We start from the raw sequence: 18,968 nt of genomic DNA on the forward strand, positions 1-18,968 counted from the left end.
CTTCTCCGTTAGCCCAGATCGCCAAATCGCACCTGTAGCGCGGTAATGGCGGTGAGCGCAGTTGTCTCAGTACGCAGAACGCGAGGTCCTAACAGAATATCAGTAAACTGATAGCGTGCAGTCATGGCAATTTCATCTGCCGACAGCCCGCCTTCCGGGCCAATCAGCAGTCGGATGCGCTCTACCGGCAGCGGAAGCGTGTTAATACTGGCGCTGGCGCGCGGGTGCAGGTTCAGTTTTAGCCCCTCGTCCTGCTCGGCACACCAGGCTTCCAGATCCATTGCCGGGCGAATTTCAGGCACCCGGTTACGACCGCATTGCTCGCAGGCGGCAATCGCAATTTTCTGCCACTGCTGGAGCTTCTTGTTCAAGCGTTCACTGTCCAGTTTAACGCCGCAGCGCTCAGAAAAAAGTGGCGTAATGAGGCTTACACCCAGTTCAATCGATTTCTGGATAGTAAATTCCATTTTTTCACCGCGCGACATCACCTGCCCAAGATGAATATGCAAGGGAGATTCGCGATCGTCGAGTTCGGCGCTCAGTATCTTCACATCCACGCTTTTCTTGCTGGCGTGGGTGATCTCGGCGTCAAACACCTGGTTGCTGCCGTCAAATAGTTGAAGAGCCTGGCCCGGTCCCATGCGCAGCACGCGACCGATATGGTTGGCGGCATCTTCATACAGTGAAATTTGGCTGCCTGCCGTGAGTGGTTCAGGGTGATAAATGCGAGGAATGCGCATAGTTAACCATCCGCGTCATGGCCCTGGCCGACAAAACGGCAGGGCATGGGTTAAAATATTGACGCTAGTGTAGGTTAGCTCTTTTGCGCCTGGCAAGCGCGTTGCACGTATGGGTTATGGTTGCCCTGTACCTTCGCAATACGTTCGTCGCGTTCGCACTCCCAGTCGGTCACTGGATACTGTTTATTCCAGGCGTTAAAAAGCTGGGTTTGCTGACGGGAAAGCGTCAGGTTGTACTGGTCGCGCATGTAAAAATAGGTGCGCGCGATGGCGCCGCGAGCGCGCGCAGGCGGCTCAGCCACTTTTTCTTTGAAATCGACCTTCATGTCACACTGCCCATACTGGCCTTCGCCGCCGTTCCACTGGCTGTACATAAAGTTCGCGCGATCGCCATTTACTTCACCCACTGCCGGTTGCAGGTTGTGCATATCGCTTTCCATCTTGCGATAGACCGGATCTTTGGCGCAATTTTTACGTCCACCGTCCTGCCAGCACTGGCGTTGATGACCAAATTGCCAGGCCGGAACCACGTGTTCCCATTCAATACGGCTGGCGCGGTTTTCGTTTTTCCGCACTTTATAGCCGCAGGACTCGAGATCCACGACCCCTTTTTTGCCCTGCCAGTTAATTTTACAGCCACAGTAGAAATCGCCGGGCGCATCGACATTAACTTTTACACCAGCGGCTTTCGCCTGGGAGAAACTGTTGATACCTTCGGCGAATGCCGGGCCAGAGAGTGCAGTAGCCAATAACGCCACTGCCATAGAAAGATTACGGTACATCACACACTCCGTGTCAAAACGAGCCCGCAACGTAACGAAAGCGTCGGGCAGATGCAATCAGCTAAATCATATAAGTTCCAGAAATTACTTTTGAGTAACAAGGCGCTATCGGCGGATTATTGTTTGCTTGTTTAGCGCGCCTGCTCATACAGTAGCGTGTCACGAGCGCGAACCAGGGCGTTGCGCAGATTGCCCAGATAACAGCCGTTTTTATCGAATTAATGACCGGGGAAAAAGATGAAGAAAGGGTTGAGCGCGTTTCCGCTTACGCCGCTGAGGGCGGGTGAGGTTGATGAAAATACATGGCTTTCTCTGATTGAGAATATTGCCGGTGCCGGCGTTGATTCCATCGGTGTGCTGGGTTCTACCGGGAGCTATGCCTACCTGACGCGTGAACAGCGCCTACGCGTTACCCGGCTTGCGCTTGAGGCGGCATCTGATATCCCCGTTATTACCAGCATTGGCAGCGTACGAGTCGAAGAAATTCTGCATCTTATGGATGATGCGCAGCAGGCGGGTGTCAGCGGCGTTTTGATGGCCCCGGTCTCTTACCAGCGGCTGAACGTGGATGAAGTTTTTGATCTGTACGATCGAGTCACTCGCGAGCTGTCGGTGCCGCTATGTATTTATGATAATCCCGCCACCACCGGGTTTGAATTTAGCGATGACCTGCTTATCGCGCTGTCAAATTTACCGGCTATTGGTTCGATTAAACTGGCTTCATTCACCTCTGAACGGATCACCAAGCTAAAAAACAGTCTTCCGGCAGGCGTCTCTATTGGTGTCAGTGGCGACGGTCAGGCTGCCTCAGGGCTGTTAGCCGGAGGCGATGTCTGGTATTCCGTCCTGGCAGGCTTGTTCCCGCATTATTCACGTGTTTTAGCCAATGCCGCGTTGACGGGAGATCACGTCAAAACCCGGCAACTGGATAGCGCGCTCCAGCCTCTGTGGGCCTTTTATCAACGGCACGGTAGCCTGAGGGTGATCGCGACGGTGGCAGAAATGATGGGGAAAGTGTCTGCGCCTTGTCTCCCCTTTCCGCTGCAAACGCTGAAGGGGGAGGAAAGGCTCTTATTGCAGGAAACGTTGAGTTCATTATCTTTTTTGGATTGATGAACGAGGATGTCAGGCCTTCGCCGGGTTTTCCTGCGGCCCGGGAATCAACGGTTCGCCACAGTGGACGCAGCGGTAGGTGGCCTCACCACGCACAATGCGGTTATGTCGGCGGACGGTCAACTGATGCTCCTGGCACTTGCAGCGGTAAGTAAAGGTATTGCGCTGCACGGATTGCAGTTCGAACTGATGCGTACGCCGGGCCGGAACGCCCAGCACGCTCTTCATCATCCATTTCCACTCTTTCCCGTGAGGCGGTACGCGGCCAAAGTGCTTCCACACCAGCAAATGTGCCAGTTCATGCGGTACGACCTCGTTGATAAACGCCTCGACGTTTTCCATCAGCAGCACCGGGTTGAGGCGAATTTCATTGCTTTGCAGCCACGCAGTACCCGCAGCAGTGCCGCGCTGTTGGTACACAAGCTTAGGTTCCGGATAATTGCGTTCGAGCTTGAGATTGGCGAGGGCAAGTTTTTCCCGCAGGCTGCGCATAACGGCTTGCTGGATGGCGATGGGGAGACGAGAGGTTTTCATAACGCCAGAGGATAGTGCGACAGGAAAAGGACTGCAAGAGGCAGGCTTCCCCCCGCGAGGGGAGGAAGCCGCAGGTGATTAGTCGTGTGCGCCAATTTCGCGCAGTTTACGGCCTTTCATCAGGTTACGTTCAATGTGTTCCAGGGAGACGTTTTTGGTTTCCGGAATCAGCCACAAGGTCAGGAAGATGAACAGGACGTTCAGGCCGCCGTAGACCCAGAAGGTGTTGGCGCTGCCCAGCGAGTTCAGCATCGTCAGGAAGGTTGCGCCGACGATCATGTTGGCAATCCAGTTGGTTGCGGTAGAGCAGGTGATACCGAAATCGCGGCCTTTCAGCGGCTGGATTTCAGAGCACAGTACCCAAATCAGCGGACCGGCACTCATCGCGAAGCCAACGATAAACATCAGCAGCATCAGTACGGCAAAGTACTGGGCGGCAGCGGAGTGGATACCAATGTGCATCATTGTGCCCAGCACGCCCATACCGATAGCCATCACGATAAAGCCGAGGATCAGCGTCGGTTTACGGCCCCAGCGGTCAACCAGGCCAATGGCGATAAAGGTCGCCAGCACGTTGGTCAAACCCACGATAACGGTGCCCCACATCTGCTCAGTGGTGTTGGTATAACCCGCCAGTTCAAAGATTTTTGGTGCGTAGTACATGATGACGTTCATCCCGGTGAACTGCTGCATCACCTGTAACAGTACGCCAAGGAATACCGCGCGGCGGAAGTTGCTGTTTTCTTTAAACAGCGCCCAACCGCTTTGTTTTACCTGCAGGCTTTCACGAATTTCATCCAGCTCGCGTTTCGCTTCTGCACTGGTATCACGCAGACGCAACAGCACGCGTTCGGCATCGACGAAGCGACGTTTAGCGGCGAACCAGCGCGGGCTGTCCGGCAGGAAGAATACGCCAACCAGCAGCAGCAGGGCAGGAATGATGATCACGCCCAGCATCCAGCGCCATGCACCGCTATAGCTAAAGGCGGTATCGGATAGATAGGCCCCGAGGATCCCGATGGTAATCATCAGCTGATACATGGAAATCATACTGCCACGAATTTTTTCCGGTGCAATTTCAGACAGATACAGTGGCGCAGTGTAAGACGCAACGCCCACGGCCAGACCCAGCAGGATACGGGAGAGAAGCAGTACTTCTACGTTAGGCGCCGCGGCGGAGAACAGCGAGCCGGCGACAAACAGGATCGCGCCGATCATCAGGCTTTTTTTTCGTCCAAGCTTGAAGGAGAGCCAGCCGCTGCCGACAGCACCTACAGCTGCGCCAAACATCATGGAGCTGACCACCCATTCCTGAGTGTGCGGGGTAATTTGAAACTCGTCGGTGATGAACGGTAATGCACCGGCAATCACGCCGATATCCAGGCCAAAAAGTAATCCTGCCAGGGCGGCAAGAAAGCAGACAAAAAATGTCATGGCTTTGTTGGAACGCCCCTGTTTTTTATTCCCAGGCATGATGCCCTCCAGGTTGGGTAACTTATTTTTGTTGATGTTAAGGGTAGGTGAGTACGGGGTGAAAAAATGAGATTAATATCACATTAGTGTAATCGCTTACACTGGCATTCACGGCTGTTATAAGTTAATTATTTGAAAAATATGCAGTTTCATAAAAATGAAAAATGAGTGATTGCCTGGAATTAAGACGATACTGAAAAGTAATGTAACAATAATGAAAATGTAGAAATTAAGGGATGTAAAATCAATTCATTATGATAATTACTGGATGTAATCGCTTTCATTTGCATTGAAAGTCAGGGAGGAGAGGGACGTTAAGGTACAGCTAAAAAAAAGACCAGCCTTAAGGCTGGTCCTGGTAAGCGGGGGTATTCAGTAAATTACTTCAGTCCGGCAGCTTCGCGCAGCTGTTGCGCTTTGTCGGTTTTTTCCCATGGGAAATGTTCGCGACCAAAGTGGCCGTAGGCTGCGGTTTCTTTATAGATCGGGTGCAGCAGATCCAGCATCTGGATCAGGCCGTATGGACGCAGGTCGAAGAACTCACGCACCAGCAGGGTCAGCTGTTCAGTTGGCACTTTCTCGGTACCGAAGGTTTCGACCATGATAGAGGTAGGTTCTGCCACGCCAATAGCGTAGGAAACCTGAATCTCACAGCGGTCAGCCAGACCGGCAGCCACGATATTTTTCGCAACATAGCGGGCTGCGTAGGCTGCAGAACGGTCAACTTTAGACGGATCTTTACCTGAGAATGCGCCGCCACCGTGACGCGCCATGCCGCCGTAGGTATCAACGATAATCTTACGACCGGTCAGACCGCAGTCACCCATTGGGCCACCGATAACGAAACGGCCGGTTGGGTTGATGAAGAATTTGGTCGATGCGCTCAACCACTCGGTCGGCAGTACCGGCTTGATGATCTCTTCCATCACTGCTTCTTGCAGTGTTTTCTGGTCAACATCTTGAGAGTGCTGAGTAGACAGAACCACCGCATCAATACCGACAATTTTGCCATCGTCATACTGGAAGGTGACCTGGCTTTTCGCATCTGGGCGCAGCCACGACAGGGTGCCGTTTTTACGCACTTCAGCCTGACGTTGTACCAGACGGTGAGCGTAAGTGATTGGTGCCGGCATCAACACGTCGGTTTCGTTGGTGGCATAACCAAACATCAGACCCTGATCGCCCGCGCCCTGTTCCAGCGGATCGGCCCGGTCAACGCCCTGGTTGATATCCGGGGACTGTTTACCGATAGCGCTCAGTACTGCGCAAGAGTTAGCGTCAAAGCCCATGTCGGAATGCACATAGCCAATTTCGCGAACCGTATTACGCGTGATCTCTTCGATGTCGACCCATGCGCTGGTGGTGATTTCACCGCCAACTAAAACCATACCGGTTTTGACATAGGTTTCGCAGGCGACGCGTGCTTTCGGATCCTGTTCGAGGATTGCATCCAGCACGGCATCAGAGATTTGGTCAGCGATTTTGTCAGGATGCCCTTCTGATACGGACTCGGACGTAAAAAGGTGTTTTGCCATATTTAATTTCACCTAAGGAGAATTTGGTTAGCTCAAACTGTCGAGTGGAATAGCCATGTGTAGAAGATTCTACCATGAGTCTGCAGATTTCGGACACTGGCAGTCTGAGTGTTAATCGGTATAGATGGATTAACATCTGGACGGCTATTTTAGGACAGTTCTTCGCCCGATTTCCAGCTTTTTTTGACTACGGTCGCATTGTACCGAAAATGTAACTGGAAATTTTTCCTGACGGTGCTGGCAATGCGCGCATTTATCTTTTGCTTTTTCGTACTCTTATCGGTATAAAACGCGGCGCGCGGCTTATACAAAAAGCACACGACGTTTTCATCGTGTCGCCACTTCCAGCCGGGTTAACACTTTAGCTTTAGCTTTGGCTTGTGGGTTCGTTCCGTCTGGAGCGACCGTGGAGGTGATACGAGATAATGAACCGTTGTATTCTGCTGAATCTGCCACACCGTTCAGGTGTGCATATGTCCCCCGCAATCTGCATCTCTGCTTTGCATACCTGTCGATGTTATATACATAAAATCATTCATGCTGCGTCGAGGCTGCATGAAGGATGAAGTGTATACCCATCCCGGCGTATCTCAGGACTCAAGAGCCGGTAACGGTCACTAAGGACTGAACAAGGGCGCTCTTGGTAAACAAGAGTTTTCTCGTGGTTTCGCCGAACTGTCAGTATTACGTTCGGTAACGTGTTTACAATGAAATGATAAAGAAACCGGTCGCACAGTCGGAGCGTCAGCACTATCTGCTGGAAAATCTGCCTGTTTATGGGTTGTTATCGCTTCTTCGGATTGCGATAGTAGTCAACTGTTTTACACTTGTTAATAAAATTTGAGGTTCGCTATGTCTGACGACATTTCTATGGGTTCGCCTTCGTCAGCAGGCGGACAGGGTGTACTACGCTCCATGCAGGAGGTTGCAATGAGTTCCCAGGAAGCCAGCAAGATGCTGCGTACCTACAATATTGCCTGGTGGGGTAATAACTACTATGACGTCAACGAACTCGGTCACATTAGCGTGTGTCCGGACCCTGACGTCCCGGAAGCACGTGTTGATCTTGCCGAGCTGGTAAAAGCTCGCGAAGCGCAGGGGCAACGTCTGCCTGCGCTGTTCTGTTTCCCACAGATCCTGCAACACCGTCTGCGTTCGATTAACGCCGCATTCAAACGCGCCCGCGAATCTTACGGCTACAAGGGTGATTATTTCCTCGTTTATCCGATCAAGGTTAATCAGCACCGTCGTGTGATTGAATCGCTGATTCACTCCGGTGAGCCGCTGGGACTGGAAGCCGGTTCTAAGGCCGAACTGATGGCGGTTCTGGCGCATGCGGGCATGACCCGCAGCGTGATTGTCTGTAATGGTTACAAAGACCGCGAATACATTCGTCTGGCGCTGATTGGCGAGAAGATGGGCCACAAGGTCTATCTGGTCATTGAGAAGATGTCTGAAATCGCGATCGTGCTGGATGAAGCCGAACGGCTGAATGTGGTCCCGCGTCTGGGCGTGCGTGCGCGTCTGGCCTCGCAAGGTTCTGGTAAATGGCAGTCCTCCGGTGGTGAAAAATCCAAGTTCGGCCTGGCGGCGAACCAGGTACTGCAACTGGTGGAAATTCTGCGCGAACGCGGTCGTCTGGACAGCATTCAATTGCTGCACTTCCATCTCGGTTCACAGATGGCGAACATTCGCGATATCGCCACCGGCGTACGTGAATCTGCGCGTTTCTACGTTGAGCTGCACAAACTGGGCGTAAACATCCAGTGCTTCGATGTGGGTGGTGGCCTCGGCGTGGACTATGAAGGGACACGCTCGCAGTCTGACTGTTCGGTCAACTACGGTCTGAACGAATACGCCAACAATATTATCTGGGCGATTGGCGATGCCTGTGAAGAACACGGTCTGCCGCATCCGACGGTAATTACCGAGTCCGGTCGTGCGGTAACCGCGCACCATACCGTGCTGGTGTCTAACATCATCGGCGTTGAGCGTAGCGAACACACCGAAGCTACGCCTCCGGCTGACGATGCGCCGCGTGCCCTGCAAAGCATGTGGGAAACCTGGCAGGAGATGCACGAACCGGGCACCCGCCGTTCGCTGCGTGAATGGCTGCACGACAGTCAGATGGATTTGCACGATGTTCACATTGGCTATTCATCCGGAACCTTCAGCCTGCAGGAGCGCGCGTGGGCAGAGCAGCTGTATCTGAACATGTGCCATGACGTGCAGAAACAGCTCGACCCGAGCAACCGCGCGCACCGTCCGATCATCGACGAACTGCAGGAGCGTATGGCGGATAAGATTTACGTCAACTTCTCACTGTTCCAGTCGATGCCGGATGCGTGGGGGATCGATCAGCTGTTCCCGGTCATGCCGCTGGAAGGACTGAACCAGGTCCCTGAGCGCCGTGCGGTGCTGCTGGATATTACCTGCGACTCTGACGGTGCTATTGACCACTATGTTGACGGCGATGGTATTGCTACCACCATGCCGATGCCGGAGTACGATCCTGAGAACCCGCCGATGCTGGGCTTCTTTATGGTTGGCGCGTACCAGGAAATCCTTGGCAACATGCACAACCTGTTCGGCGATACCGAAGCGGTCGACGTATTTGTCTTCCCGGATGGTAGCGTTGAAGTTGAGCTGTCTGATGAAGGGGATACCGTCGCGGACATGTTGCAGTACGTGCAGCTGGATCCAAAAACGTTGCTGACCCACTTCCGCGATCAGGTTAAACAGACCGATCTGGACGATGCGCTGCAACAGCAGTTCCTCGAAGAGTTCGAGGCTGGACTGTACGGCTATACCTATCTCGAAGACGAGTAAGGTTGTTCTGGGTCGCTTGAACCTGGACAAATTAGCGGCGATAATTCGCCCATACACGTAGTCACGTAAATCAATCCCTTCCTCGTCGGGCTTAACGACGCGGAGGGGATTTTTTTTAACCGATTTTATAAGAGGTCAGTACATGAGCACCTTAGGTCATCAATACGACAACTCCTTGGTTTCTAACGCCTTTGGTTTTTTACGTCTGCCGATGAATTTCCAGCCCTACGACAGCGATGCCGACTGGGTTATTACCGGCGTACCGTTTGATATGGCGACGTCTGGTCGTGCGGGTGGGCGTCATGGTCCGGCAGCGATCCGTCAGGTGTCGACCAATCTGGCCTGGGAGCACAACCGCTTCCCGTGGAATTTTGACATGCGTGAACGCCTGAACGTCGTGGACTGCGGCGATCTGGTGTATGCGTTTGGCGATGCGCGTGAAATGAGTGAAAAATTGCAGGCGCATGCTGAAAAGCTGCTTTCTGCCGGCAAGCGCATGCTCTCCTTCGGCGGTGACCACTTCGTCACGCTGCCGCTGCTGCGCGCGCACGCTAAGCACTTTGGTAAAATGGCGCTGGTGCACTTTGATGCCCACACCGACACCTATGCTAACGGCTGTGAATTTGACCACGGCACCATGTTCTATACCGCGCCGAACGAAGGCCTGATCGATCCGAACCATTCCGTGCAGATCGGTATTCGGACCGAGTTTGACAAAGACAACGGCTTTACCGTACTGGATGCCTGCCAGGTGAACGATCGCAGCGTGGATGACATCATTGCGCAGGTGAAGCAGATTGTCGGTGACATGCCGGTTTACCTGACCTTTGATATCGACTGCCTGGATCCGGCGTTTGCTCCGGGTACGGGTACGCCAGTGATCGGCGGTCTGACGTCGGATCGTGCGATCAAACTGGTGCGTGGCCTGAAGGATCTAAATATTGTCGGGATGGATGTAGTCGAAGTGGCCCCGGCCTACGATCAGTCTGAGATCACCGCGCTGGCAGCAGCAACGCTGGCACTGGAGATGTTGTATATCCAGGCGGCGAAGAAAGGCGAATAACGGATTTCGGACAATTTTGCCGGATGTCGCTGACGCTAATCCGGCCTACATTGTTGTTGAATCTGTAGGCCGGATAGGCGTTTACGCAGCCATCCGGCACTGTTTGAAGATTACTTAATTCCGTCTGCGCTCATGCGGTCGCGAATATGTTGCGCACGTTCGGCGGAGGCTGGATGGTCGTCAAACATTGAGCTTTGACGACCGGCTTCCAGTTTTGCCAGTTTCTCAAAGCTGGTGGCTAAGCCTGCCGGATTAATACCGCGTTTGCGCAACAAATCATACGAGTAATCATCCGCTTCGGATTCCTGACGTTGGGAGAACTGCGAGTTCACCAGTTTTTCTCCCAGATCGCCAAGCTGAGACTGCGACAAGCTGCCGACGATGCCGCCCGCAGAGGCCGCTGCGGCACGCACGGCGTTGGTTCCCAGCGCAACTTGCATTCCTTTCTTCACGTGACCCAGCGCAACGTGGCCCATTTCGTGACCAATAACCGCCTCAACTTCGTTATCGGTCATCATATCCATCAGGCCGCTGTACACGCGGATGCAGCCATTTGCCATCGCAAACGCGTTAACGTCTTTCGCCACATAGACTTTGTAATTCACCGGCTGGCCGTTGATGTTATCGCCTAGCGCAGCGGCGATTTTGCTCAGTCGTTTGGTATATTCACTGCTGGCAGGAGCAATGGTCGCTTTGCTGTCCATATCCTGGCAGGCTTGGTTGCTCAGCGCGATGACCTGAGCATCGCTCAGACTGTAGGCCTGGAAAGCACCTGCGCCAGATGAAAGTAGTCCGTTGGAGTCCATATTCTGGCAGCCGGTCAATGCCGTTGCCATGCTCATAGCAAGCAGTAAAGCGCGAATTTTCATTTTTTCTCTTCCGCACGAAGTCAGGATTATTCTAAAAAATGCGTCGTTTGCAGGTAATGCGACGCTCAACCTAAGTATAAAGAAAAGAACAACAAGCGGGCGAGAAGATTGCGCAACATGCGTGCAGGATCCAGAGATTTCTGAAGCGGTAAAAGGATGCTCCATGTACATGGCACGCGGCTTGGGTTACATTGTTGGCACTTTTTTCCGGCGTAGCCCAAAACGCTCTGTCGTCAAGTCGTTCCGGGCACAGCCTTCATTATCCGATCTGGAGTCAAAATGTCCTCACGTAAAGAGCTTGCCAATGCTATTCGTGCGCTGAGCATGGACGCAGTACAGAAAGCCAAATCCGGTCATCCGGGTGCCCCGATGGGTATGGCTGACATTGCCGAAGTCCTGTGGCGTGATTTCCTGAACCACAACCCAAATAACCCGTCCTGGGCTGACCGTGACCGCTTCGTGTTGTCAAACGGTCACGGCTCAATGCTGATTTATAGTTTGCTGCACCTCTCCGGCTACGACCTGCCGATGTCTGAGCTGCAGAACTTCCGTCAGCTGCACTCCAAAACGCCGGGTCACCCGGAAGTGGGTTATACCGCGGGTGTGGAAACGACTACCGGTCCGCTGGGTCAGGGCATCGCTAACGCGGTGGGTATGGCTATCGCTGAAAAAACGCTGGCGGCGCAGTTTAACCGTCCAGGTCACGACATTGTTGACCACTTCACCTACGCCTTCATGGGCGACGGCTGCATGATGGAAGGTATCTCTCACGAGGTATGTTCTCTGGCTGGTACGCTGAAGCTGGGCAAACTGATTGCGTTCTACGATGACAACGGTATTTCTATCGATGGTCACGTTGAAGGCTGGTTCACTGATGACACCGCGAAGCGTTTCGAAGCTTACGGCTGGCACGTGGTGCGTGGCGTTGATGGCCATGATGCTGATGCGATTAAGCGCGCAGTAGAAGAAGCCCGCGCAGTGACCGACAAACCGTCCCTGCTGATGTGCAAAACCATCATCGGTTTCGGTTCCCCGAACAAAGCTGGCACCCACGACTCTCACGGTGCACCGCTGGGCGACGCAGAAATTGCACTGACCCGCGAGCAGCTGGGCTGGAAATACGCGCCGTTTGAAATCCCGTCTGAAATCTACGCACAGTGGGATGCGAAAGAAGCAGGTCAGGTTAAAGAAGCGGCGTGGAACGAGAAATTCGCTGCTTATGCGAAAGCCTTCCCGCAGGAAGCCGCTGAATTTACCCGTCGTATGAAAGGTGAAATGCCATCTGACTTCGATGCGAAAGCGAATGAGTTCATTGCTAAACTGCAGGCCAATCCGTCCAAAATCGCCAGCCGTAAAGCATCCCAGAACGCTATTGAAGCGTTTGGTCATTTACTGCCAGAATTCCTCGGTGGTTCCGCTGACCTCGCCCCATCTAACCTGACTATCTGGTCTGGTTCTAAAGCCATTAACGAAGACGCTGCTGGTAACTACATCCATTACGGTGTTCGTGAATTTGGTATGACCGCTATCGCTAACGGTATCGCGCTGCACGGTGGTTTCCTGCCGTACACCTCTACCTTCCTGATGTTCGTTGAATATGCCCGTAATGCGGTGCGTATGGCGGCACTCATGAAACAGCGTCAAGTGATGGTCTATACCCACGATTCCATCGGTTTGGGCGAAGATGGCCCGACTCACCAGCCGGTAGAGCAGGTTGCTTCTCTGCGCGTGACCCCGAACATGAGCACATGGCGTCCATGTGACCAGGTTGAATCTGCGGTAGCGTGGAAATACGGCGTTGAGCGTCAGGACGGTCCGACCGCGCTGATCCTCTCCCGTCAGAACCTGGCACAGCAGGAGCGTACTGAAGAGCAGCTGGCAAACATCGCACGCGGTGGTTATGTGCTGAAAGATTGCGCCGGCCAGCCTGAGCTGATCTTCATTGCTACCGGTTCTGAAGTTGAACTGGCGGTGGCTGCATGGGACAAACTGACGGCGGAAGGCGTTAAAGCGCGCGTGGTCTCCATGCCGTCTACCGATGCATTCGACAAGCAGGATGCCGCTTATCGTGAATCCGTGCTGCCGAAAGCTGTCTCTGCTCGCGTGGCAATTGAAGCGGGCATCGCGGACTACTGGTTCAAATACGTGGGCCTGAACGGCGCTATCATCGGTATGACCACCTTTGGAGAGTCTGCTCCGGCTGAGCTGCTGTTTGAAGAGTTTGGCTTCACCGTAGACAACGTGGTTGCGAAAGCCAAAGAACTGCTGTAATTACGATTACAACGGTATAACGGGTCGCTCAGGCGGCCCGTTTTTTTTGTGCGTCAGATTTTTTCTTGGCGTAGCTGACCCGTTTCAAGGCGCACTACGCGAGAAAAATGACGCTGCGTAAATGCAACGTCATGGCTGATCGCGACCACGCTAGTGCCTCGTGCGCGGCACACCGCGAGCCAGTTCTCAAATATCGCCAGCCAGTGTGCGTCAAAATCCCGGCTCGGTTCATCAAGCAGGAGAAGGGCCGGTGCCATGGCTTCAAGGCTGGCGACGGCGACCATACGTCGTTGCGCGGTGTGCAGATCCAGCGGATGAGCGTCGGCGACGTCCGCTAACTGACATAACTGCAGGGCTGCTGCAGTACGTTGCGCAATCTCCGCGGCGGGACGCTTTTGCAGTCGCAATCCAAAGGCGACTTCCTCTACGACCTTGCTGTGAAAAATTTGGTTTTCGGCTTCCTGAAACAATACGCCGAGCACCTTAGCTCTTTCGCGGTTTTTCAGTTGCGCAATCGACCTGTCACTCAAGGTTATCGTGCCAGATGAGGGGGGCAGAAGGCCCGCCATGATGCGCAGCAGCGTGGATTTTCCCGCGCCATTATCGCCCGTCAGCGCCAGCCATTCACCGGCGTTAAGATTAAGCGAGATGTTGTGCAGGCAGTTATAAGAGGCATTCGGCCAGCGATACGTCACCTGGTTAAGCGTTAGCATTGTGGGGATAGCGCTCCGTCACGCAGTTGCCATGCCTGCTGACAATGGCTGATAAAAGGGGTGTGGTCTCGTTCGAAAAGCACAATCAACGCCTGTTGCTCCTGCGCCCATTGATGCAACCGATCCAGCAACATACTGGTGGCCTGCGCCGTCAGACGACTGAATGCTTCATCCAGAATCAATATTCTGGGTTGCATGGCTAGCGCGCTGGCAATGACCACCCGCTGTGTTTCTCCGCCGGAAAGCGTTCCTGGATGGCGATGGCGCAACGACTGGCATTCCGTCAGTGTGAGTGCGGCGTCAATTCGACGCATAATTTCAGCCTCCTGCAGGCAGAGGTTCTCCGGGCCGAATGCCACTTCTTCCTCCACGCTGAATGTGCAGCCAGAAAGCTGCAGATAAGGCGATTGCTGCACCAGTTGGATGGTACACGACTGCTCGACGAGTGACAGTTGTCCGACAGGATTTCCCAGCAACTTTCCTTTCCCTTCAATCTCTCCGGGAAGAAAATCGGGGTACCAGCCTGCCATCAGCTGTGCCAGCGTACTTTTTCCGCTGCCGTTATCACCGAAAATTGCCACCATTCCGGGTTCTGCATAGTGGAAGTCAAAGCAGGCTGGTGGGCGCGTGGCGTGCGTCGGGAGATAGCGAAACTGCTCTAGCGTAACCATATCCACACTCCTGTTTCGACCAGCATGGCGAGTACCATCGTGTAGCGGGCAATGCGTTGTAAGGTGCTGTCCTCCGGTGCCCATAACGTTGTGCGTCTACGATGCAAACGAAAGGCCCGCATGTCCAGTGCCGCCCCGCGAACCACCAGATCGTTAAGCGCATTATGCGTGAGTGGCACGATCAGCGCCGGCGTGGCGCGCAGCCGTTGATACCAGTGCTCGTCCAACGGCACGCCGCGCGCGCGCTGGGCTTCGTGAATAATCGCCAACTGGCGTTTGAGTTGCTCAACAACCAGCAGCGGGCCTGCAAACAGGTAGGCAACGCCGGGTGGCAGGCGGGAGGCAAACAGGGCGCGAATAAACCGCGATACCGGCACGTACTGCATCCACAGCTGTGACGTTGACACAATTGCCAGGATCCGCAACCACAGCGTGATGGCATCGGCCCACCGTTGTGGCGTGCGCGGTTGTCCGCTTATCCATTCGGTCAACCAGCCACCGTGGACCAGCCACAATCCAACGCCCAGGGGCACCATCAACCAGACGACATATTTCGCCCGGGGACGCGTGGCTGGCATACAGAGTAAGAACAGGAACACGACCGTGCTGTAAACGGTAAGCGGTATTCCCGCGGGTAGCAGCAATGTGGAACATGCGGCCAGCGCCCACAGGGTTAACGAGGTAAACGGGTGCATTTAGCGCACAGCAGACATCGTTGGAAAATGACGTGTGGTGCGCAATGGAAGCTGGCGCAACAGTACCCAAACAATCACGGCGGTGAGAATTTTATCTACCAGATTGGCGCCAATCACCGTGACAGCCACCGACTCAACCAGACCCTCGCCAACCGAGTGCATCCAGGCAACAAATAAATCAGCGCCGCTGCCGGTCACGCCGCCAAACAAGGTGGTGCGGATAGGTACGGCAACGACAGTGACGGCCAGGGTAATGATCACGCCGCTGAACACCACTTTCGGTAAGGTACGAAACCATCCTGCTCGTGCTAGCCATCCTGCGACCAGCCCGATAACCATGGTTACCGGCGCGAAGGCGGCAGCGATCGGATCGGTGAGTAACCCCCACAGCAGGTTGGTGAGTAATCCCGTTAACATTCCCACAATCGGGCCTAATAGCACCGCGCTGATAATGGTGCCGATGGAGTCGAGAAAAATAGGCAGTTTCACCATGCTGATGAGCTGTCCACCGACCATATTGATGGCAATGGCAATAACAATCAGTACCAGTGACTGGCTGGAAAATTGGCGACGCGCCATAGAAAACCTCTTTAAAGTGAAGCGTTAACGGGATGTGATAACCAGTTCGTCATAGCCGGAAACGACACAAGGTTGGCGGCTAAACGCCAGCTCTGTAAGATCGCCAATCACCAGTTCCAGCGTGGTGCGCACGGTACAGCCTGGCATCATGTGGCCTCCCAACATCGCGCCCTGTGGGTCAGAAACCGCAAGATGCAGGTGCTCGCCGGTCAGTTCCAGCGTGCCGTTCAGGGAGATAATTTCCCAGGTGCCGGTGAGCAATGTGGTTTCTTCCTGACCCGCGAAGCGTAAGGCAACGTGGGTTAAACTTCCGGTACAACCGGCAATCCAGGCGGCATGTAATTGATGCTGTTGGATAAAATCGTGCAGTCGGGAAAAGACTTCCTGGCCAGGGAGTAAACGCAGCGCATGAAAGCGAGCTGCAGAGGCGTGAGGAGAGTATGTGACCATAGGTTGAGGGACTCCGAGACTCGGACGTAGCGCTGATAATATAGACGCTGGCTAGGGTGCTTTCTGATATAAATCAGGATTTGTGACACGGCAACGAAATAATCTTGCTACGCTTATTCGCAATTCTGGAATATGGAATAAATTTAGCGGGGCAGAGCGTTAAAATGTGATGTAAGTCAGATAACGGTGTTCTGTTGCTGGACAATCATTCCTTTTATTCCTTGTTTCGCTTATTCTAGCTGAAGCGTTTCAGTCGATTAAATGTTCGACAATTAATCAAACAGTCGCAGTTTGCGACAGGTAAGGTTTCCCTGAGCGATTTGCTGCATTACTCTGTCAGCCACATCGTTTCTGAGAAATCCTTGCAGGAGACCTATGACCGTACGCGTAGCGATTAATGGTTTCGGTCGCATCGGGCGCAACGTGGTTCGTGCTTTGTATGAATCCGGGCGTCGGGCGGAAATCACCGTGGTGGCCATCAACGAATTGGCGAGTGCTGAAGGCATGGCGCATTTGTTGAAATATGACACCAGCCATGGACGTTTTGCCTGGGATGTTCGCCAGGAACGCGACCAGCTCATTGTTGGCGACGACGCGATTCGCATTCTGCATGAGCGAACACTCGATGCGCTTCCGTGGCGCGAACTGGGTGTTGACGTCGTGCTGGACTGTACGGGGGTCTTCGGTAGCCGCGAACACGGCGAAGCGCATATTGCCGCAGGTGCAAAAAAAGTGCTCTTTTCACATCCTGGTAGTCACGACATCGACGCAACCGTTGTGTTTGGCGTTAATCAGGATCAGCTGCGCGCTGAAGACCGGATCGTTTCCAACGCCTCCTGCACCACGAATTGCATTATTCCTGTTATTAAATTGTTGGATGATGCTTACGGCATCGAGTCCGGCACCGTTACGACGATCCACTCCGCGATGCACGATCAACAGGTTATTGATGCCTATCATCCCGACCTGCGTCGTACGCGAGCAGCCAGTCAGTCGATTATTCCCGTTGATACCAAACTGGCGGCGGGGATCACACGAATTTTTCCACAATTTAACGATCGTTTTGAAGCGATTGCGGTGCGTGTACCGACCATAAATGTGACGGCGATCGACTTAAGCGTGACGGTGAAAAAACCAGTAAAAGCGAGTGAAGTCAACCAGTTGCTGCAAAAAGCAGCACAAGGTGCATTTCATGGTATAGTTGACTATACGGAATTACCGTTGGTCTCTGTAGATTTTAACCACGACCCGCACAGCGCCATCGTTGATGGTACGCAAACGCGCGTAAGTGGTGCTCACCTGATCAAAACATTGGTCTGGTGCGATAATGAATGGGGCTTTGCTAACCGCATGCTCGACACAACGTTAGCGATGGCTGCTATTGGTTTCAGGTAAGGCGCGTGAGCGCTTGCAAAACTTTAAGAATCAACGAGAGGATTCACCATGTCTGTAATTAAGATGACCGATCTGGATCTTGCTGGTAAACGTGTTTTTATCCGTGCGGATCTGAACGTACCAGTTAAAGAAGGGAAAGTAACCAGCGATGCGCGTATCCGTGCGTCTCTGCCGACCATCGAACTGGCCCTGAAACAGGGTGCAAAAGTGATGGTAACTTCCCACCTGGGTCGTCCTACCGAAGGCGAGTACAACGAAGAATTCTCTCTGCTGCCGGTTGTTAACTACCTGAAAGACAAACTGTCTAACCCGGTTCGTCTGGTAAAAGATTACCTCGACGGCGTTGACGTTGCAGCCGGTGAACTGGTGGTTCTGGAAAACGTTCGCTTTAACAAAGGCGAGAAGAAAGACGACGAAGCACTGTCTAAAAAATACGCTGCACTGTGCGATGTATTCGTCATGGATGCTTTCGGTACGGCTCACCGTGCGCAGGCTTCTACTCACGGTATCGCGAAATTCGCTGACGTTGCTTGCGCGGGTCCGCTGCTGGCCGCTGAGCTGGACGCACTGGGTAAAGCTCTGAAAGAACCGGCTCGTCCGATGGTTGCTATCGTTGGTGGTTCTAAAGTTTCTACCAAACTGACCGTTCTGGACTCTCTGTCTAAAATTGCTGACCAGCTGATCGTCGGCGGTGGTATCGCCAACACCTTCGTTGCCGCGCAAGGCCACAACGTGGGTAAATCCCTGTACGAAGCAGACCTGGTTGATGAAGCCAAGCGCCTGCTGACTCTCTGCGACATCCCGGTACCGGCTGACGTTCGCGTAGCAACTGAGTTCTCTGAAACTGCGCCTGCAACGCTGAAATCTGTTAACGACGTGAAAGAAGACGAGCAGATCCTGGATATCGGTGACGCATCTGCACAGCAACTGGCTGAAATCCTGAAGAATGCAAAAACCATTCTGTGGAACGGCCCGGTTGGCGTGTTTGAATTCCCGAACTTCCGCAAAGGGACTGAAATCGTGGCTAACGCCATTGCCGACAGCGAAGCATTCTCTATCGCTGGCGGCGGCGACACCCTGGCGGCTATCGACCTGTTCGGCATCGCTGACAAAATCTCCTACATCTCCACTGGTGGCGGCGCATTCCTCGAGTTCGTGGAAGGCAAAGTTCTGCCAGCAGTAGCCATGCTCGAAGAGCGTGCTAAGAAGTAATTCAGTTCAGGCGGGGTGACCCGCCTGTTTTTCAGCGCGCTTAA

18 protein-coding genes and 1 pseudogene are annotated in these 18,968 nt (G+C 53.6%); 8 read left to right on the forward strand and 11 right to left on the reverse strand.

The annotated features are described in order from the left end of the window. Nucleotides 1-8: 8 nt before the first annotated feature. Together rsmE and endA are read right to left on the reverse strand one after the other, a co-directional pair. Nucleotides 9-740, reverse strand: coding sequence for a 16S rRNA (uracil(1498)-N(3))-methyltransferase (gene rsmE / locus FDW88_RS05730; RefSeq protein ID WP_135911436.1), 732 nt, complete (start codon nucleotides 738-740; stop codon nucleotides 9-11). A 74-nt stretch (nucleotides 741-814) separates the two neighbouring features. After that, nucleotides 815-1,522, reverse strand: coding sequence for a deoxyribonuclease I (endA, locus tag FDW88_RS05735; RefSeq protein ID WP_115257516.1), 708 nt, complete (start codon nucleotides 1,520-1,522; stop codon nucleotides 815-817). Nucleotides 1,523-1,759: 237 nt separating this feature from the next. On the opposite strand from endA, the gene FDW88_RS05740 reads away from it, so the two are divergent. Beyond that, nucleotides 1,760-2,635: a dihydrodipicolinate synthase family protein gene (locus FDW88_RS05740; RefSeq protein WP_137362193.1), complete on the forward strand. Its 876-nt coding sequence runs from the start codon at nucleotides 1,760-1,762 to the stop codon at nucleotides 2,633-2,635. Nucleotides 2,636-2,647: 12 nt separating this feature from the next. On the opposite strand, the gene FDW88_RS05745 is transcribed toward FDW88_RS05740, so the two are convergent. The 3 genes from FDW88_RS05745 to metK form a co-directional block, all read right to left on the reverse strand. Next, the gene (locus FDW88_RS05745) at nucleotides 2,648-3,169 is read right to left on the reverse strand and encodes a SprT family zinc-dependent metalloprotease (RefSeq protein ID WP_137362194.1); all 522 of its coding nucleotides are present in this window, start codon (nucleotides 3,167-3,169) and stop codon (nucleotides 2,648-2,650) included. A 78-nt stretch (nucleotides 3,170-3,247) separates the two neighbouring features. Next, on the reverse strand, nucleotides 3,248-4,642 hold the full coding sequence (gene galP / locus FDW88_RS05750; RefSeq protein ID WP_096755752.1) for a galactose/proton symporter: 1,395 nt from the start codon (nucleotides 4,640-4,642) through the stop codon (nucleotides 3,248-3,250). A 380-nt stretch (nucleotides 4,643-5,022) separates the two neighbouring features. Further along, a complete protein-coding gene (metK, locus tag FDW88_RS05755) occupies nucleotides 5,023-6,177 on the reverse strand; it encodes a methionine adenosyltransferase (protein ID WP_115257519.1) in 1,155 nt (384 codons plus the stop codon). A 425-nt stretch (nucleotides 6,178-6,602) separates the two neighbouring features. On the opposite strand from metK, the pseudogene FDW88_RS22775 reads away from it, so the two are divergent. The 4 genes and pseudogenes from FDW88_RS22775 to speB all read left to right on the forward strand — a co-directional run. After that, a pseudogene (locus FDW88_RS22775) lies at nucleotides 6,603-6,704 on the forward strand (hypothetical protein); the annotation flags it as partial. A 185-nt stretch (nucleotides 6,705-6,889) separates the two neighbouring features. Next, entirely contained in the window at nucleotides 6,890-7,021 is a 132-nt protein-coding gene (yqgB, locus tag FDW88_RS05760; protein WP_115257520.1) for an acid stress response protein YqgB, read from the forward strand. 8 nt (nucleotides 7,022-7,029) lie between these two features. Then, nucleotides 7,030-9,006, forward strand: a complete 1,977-nt coding sequence (gene speA / locus FDW88_RS05765; RefSeq protein ID WP_096755755.1) for a biosynthetic arginine decarboxylase — start codon at nucleotides 7,030-7,032, stop codon at nucleotides 9,004-9,006. A 142-nt stretch (nucleotides 9,007-9,148) separates the two neighbouring features. Continuing rightward, nucleotides 9,149-10,069 carry an agmatinase gene (speB, locus tag FDW88_RS05770; RefSeq protein WP_096755756.1) on the forward strand — a complete coding sequence of 307 codons (921 nt, stop codon included), beginning with the start codon at nucleotides 9,149-9,151 and terminating at the stop codon, nucleotides 10,067-10,069. 110 nt (nucleotides 10,070-10,179) lie between these two features. Here speB and FDW88_RS05775 read toward each other — a convergent pair whose 3' ends face one another. Continuing rightward, on the reverse strand, nucleotides 10,180-10,938 hold the full coding sequence (locus FDW88_RS05775; RefSeq protein ID WP_096755757.1) for a M48 family metallopeptidase: 759 nt from the start codon (nucleotides 10,936-10,938) through the stop codon (nucleotides 10,180-10,182). A gap of 279 nt (nucleotides 10,939-11,217) precedes the next feature. Between FDW88_RS05775 and tkt the strand changes: the two genes are divergently transcribed. Continuing rightward, on the forward strand, nucleotides 11,218-13,209 hold the full coding sequence (gene tkt / locus FDW88_RS05780; protein ID WP_137362195.1) for a transketolase: 1,992 nt from the start codon (nucleotides 11,218-11,220) through the stop codon (nucleotides 13,207-13,209). Nucleotides 13,210-13,262: 53 nt separating this feature from the next. On the opposite strand, the gene FDW88_RS05785 is transcribed toward tkt, so the two are convergent. Genes FDW88_RS05785 through FDW88_RS05805 form a run of 5 tightly spaced genes read right to left on the reverse strand, consistent with a single transcriptional unit; the run spans nucleotide 13,263 to nucleotide 16,317 of the window. Next, nucleotides 13,263-13,922, reverse strand: coding sequence for an ABC transporter ATP-binding protein (locus tag FDW88_RS05785; protein ID WP_137362196.1), 660 nt, complete (start codon nucleotides 13,920-13,922; stop codon nucleotides 13,263-13,265). Beyond that, the gene (locus FDW88_RS05790; protein WP_135911439.1) at nucleotides 13,916-14,593 is read right to left on the reverse strand and encodes an ABC transporter ATP-binding protein; all 678 of its coding nucleotides are present in this window, start codon (nucleotides 14,591-14,593) and stop codon (nucleotides 13,916-13,918) included. The genes FDW88_RS05785 and FDW88_RS05790 overlap by 7 nt, the downstream gene beginning before the upstream one ends. Then, the gene (locus FDW88_RS05795; protein ID WP_137362197.1) at nucleotides 14,581-15,288 is read right to left on the reverse strand and encodes an energy-coupling factor transporter transmembrane component T; all 708 of its coding nucleotides are present in this window, start codon (nucleotides 15,286-15,288) and stop codon (nucleotides 14,581-14,583) included. The genes FDW88_RS05790 and FDW88_RS05795 overlap by 13 nt, the downstream gene beginning before the upstream one ends. Beyond that, nucleotides 15,289-15,867 (reverse strand): ECF transporter S component, encoded by a 579-nt coding sequence (locus FDW88_RS05800; RefSeq protein ID WP_137362198.1) that lies wholly within the window; start codon nucleotides 15,865-15,867, stop codon nucleotides 15,289-15,291. A 24-nt stretch (nucleotides 15,868-15,891) separates the two neighbouring features. Next, nucleotides 15,892-16,317 carry a PPC domain-containing DNA-binding protein gene (locus tag FDW88_RS05805; protein ID WP_137362199.1) on the reverse strand — a complete coding sequence of 142 codons (426 nt, stop codon included), beginning with the start codon at nucleotides 16,315-16,317 and terminating at the stop codon, nucleotides 15,892-15,894. A 375-nt stretch (nucleotides 16,318-16,692) separates the two neighbouring features. On the opposite strand from FDW88_RS05805, the gene epd reads away from it, so the two are divergent. Then, a complete protein-coding gene (epd, locus tag FDW88_RS05810) occupies nucleotides 16,693-17,712 on the forward strand; it encodes an erythrose-4-phosphate dehydrogenase (RefSeq protein WP_096755770.1) in 1,020 nt (339 codons plus the stop codon). 48 nt (nucleotides 17,713-17,760) lie between these two features. Next, nucleotides 17,761-18,924, forward strand: a complete 1,164-nt coding sequence (gene pgk, locus FDW88_RS05815) for a phosphoglycerate kinase (protein ID WP_096755771.1) — start codon at nucleotides 17,761-17,763, stop codon at nucleotides 18,922-18,924. The last annotated feature ends 44 nt before the right edge of the window (nucleotides 18,925-18,968 follow it).

Origin of the sequence: Citrobacter sp. wls829 (assembly GCF_005280825.1) — a bacterium.
Lineage (GTDB): Bacteria > Pseudomonadota > Gammaproteobacteria > Enterobacterales > Enterobacteriaceae > Citrobacter > Citrobacter gillenii.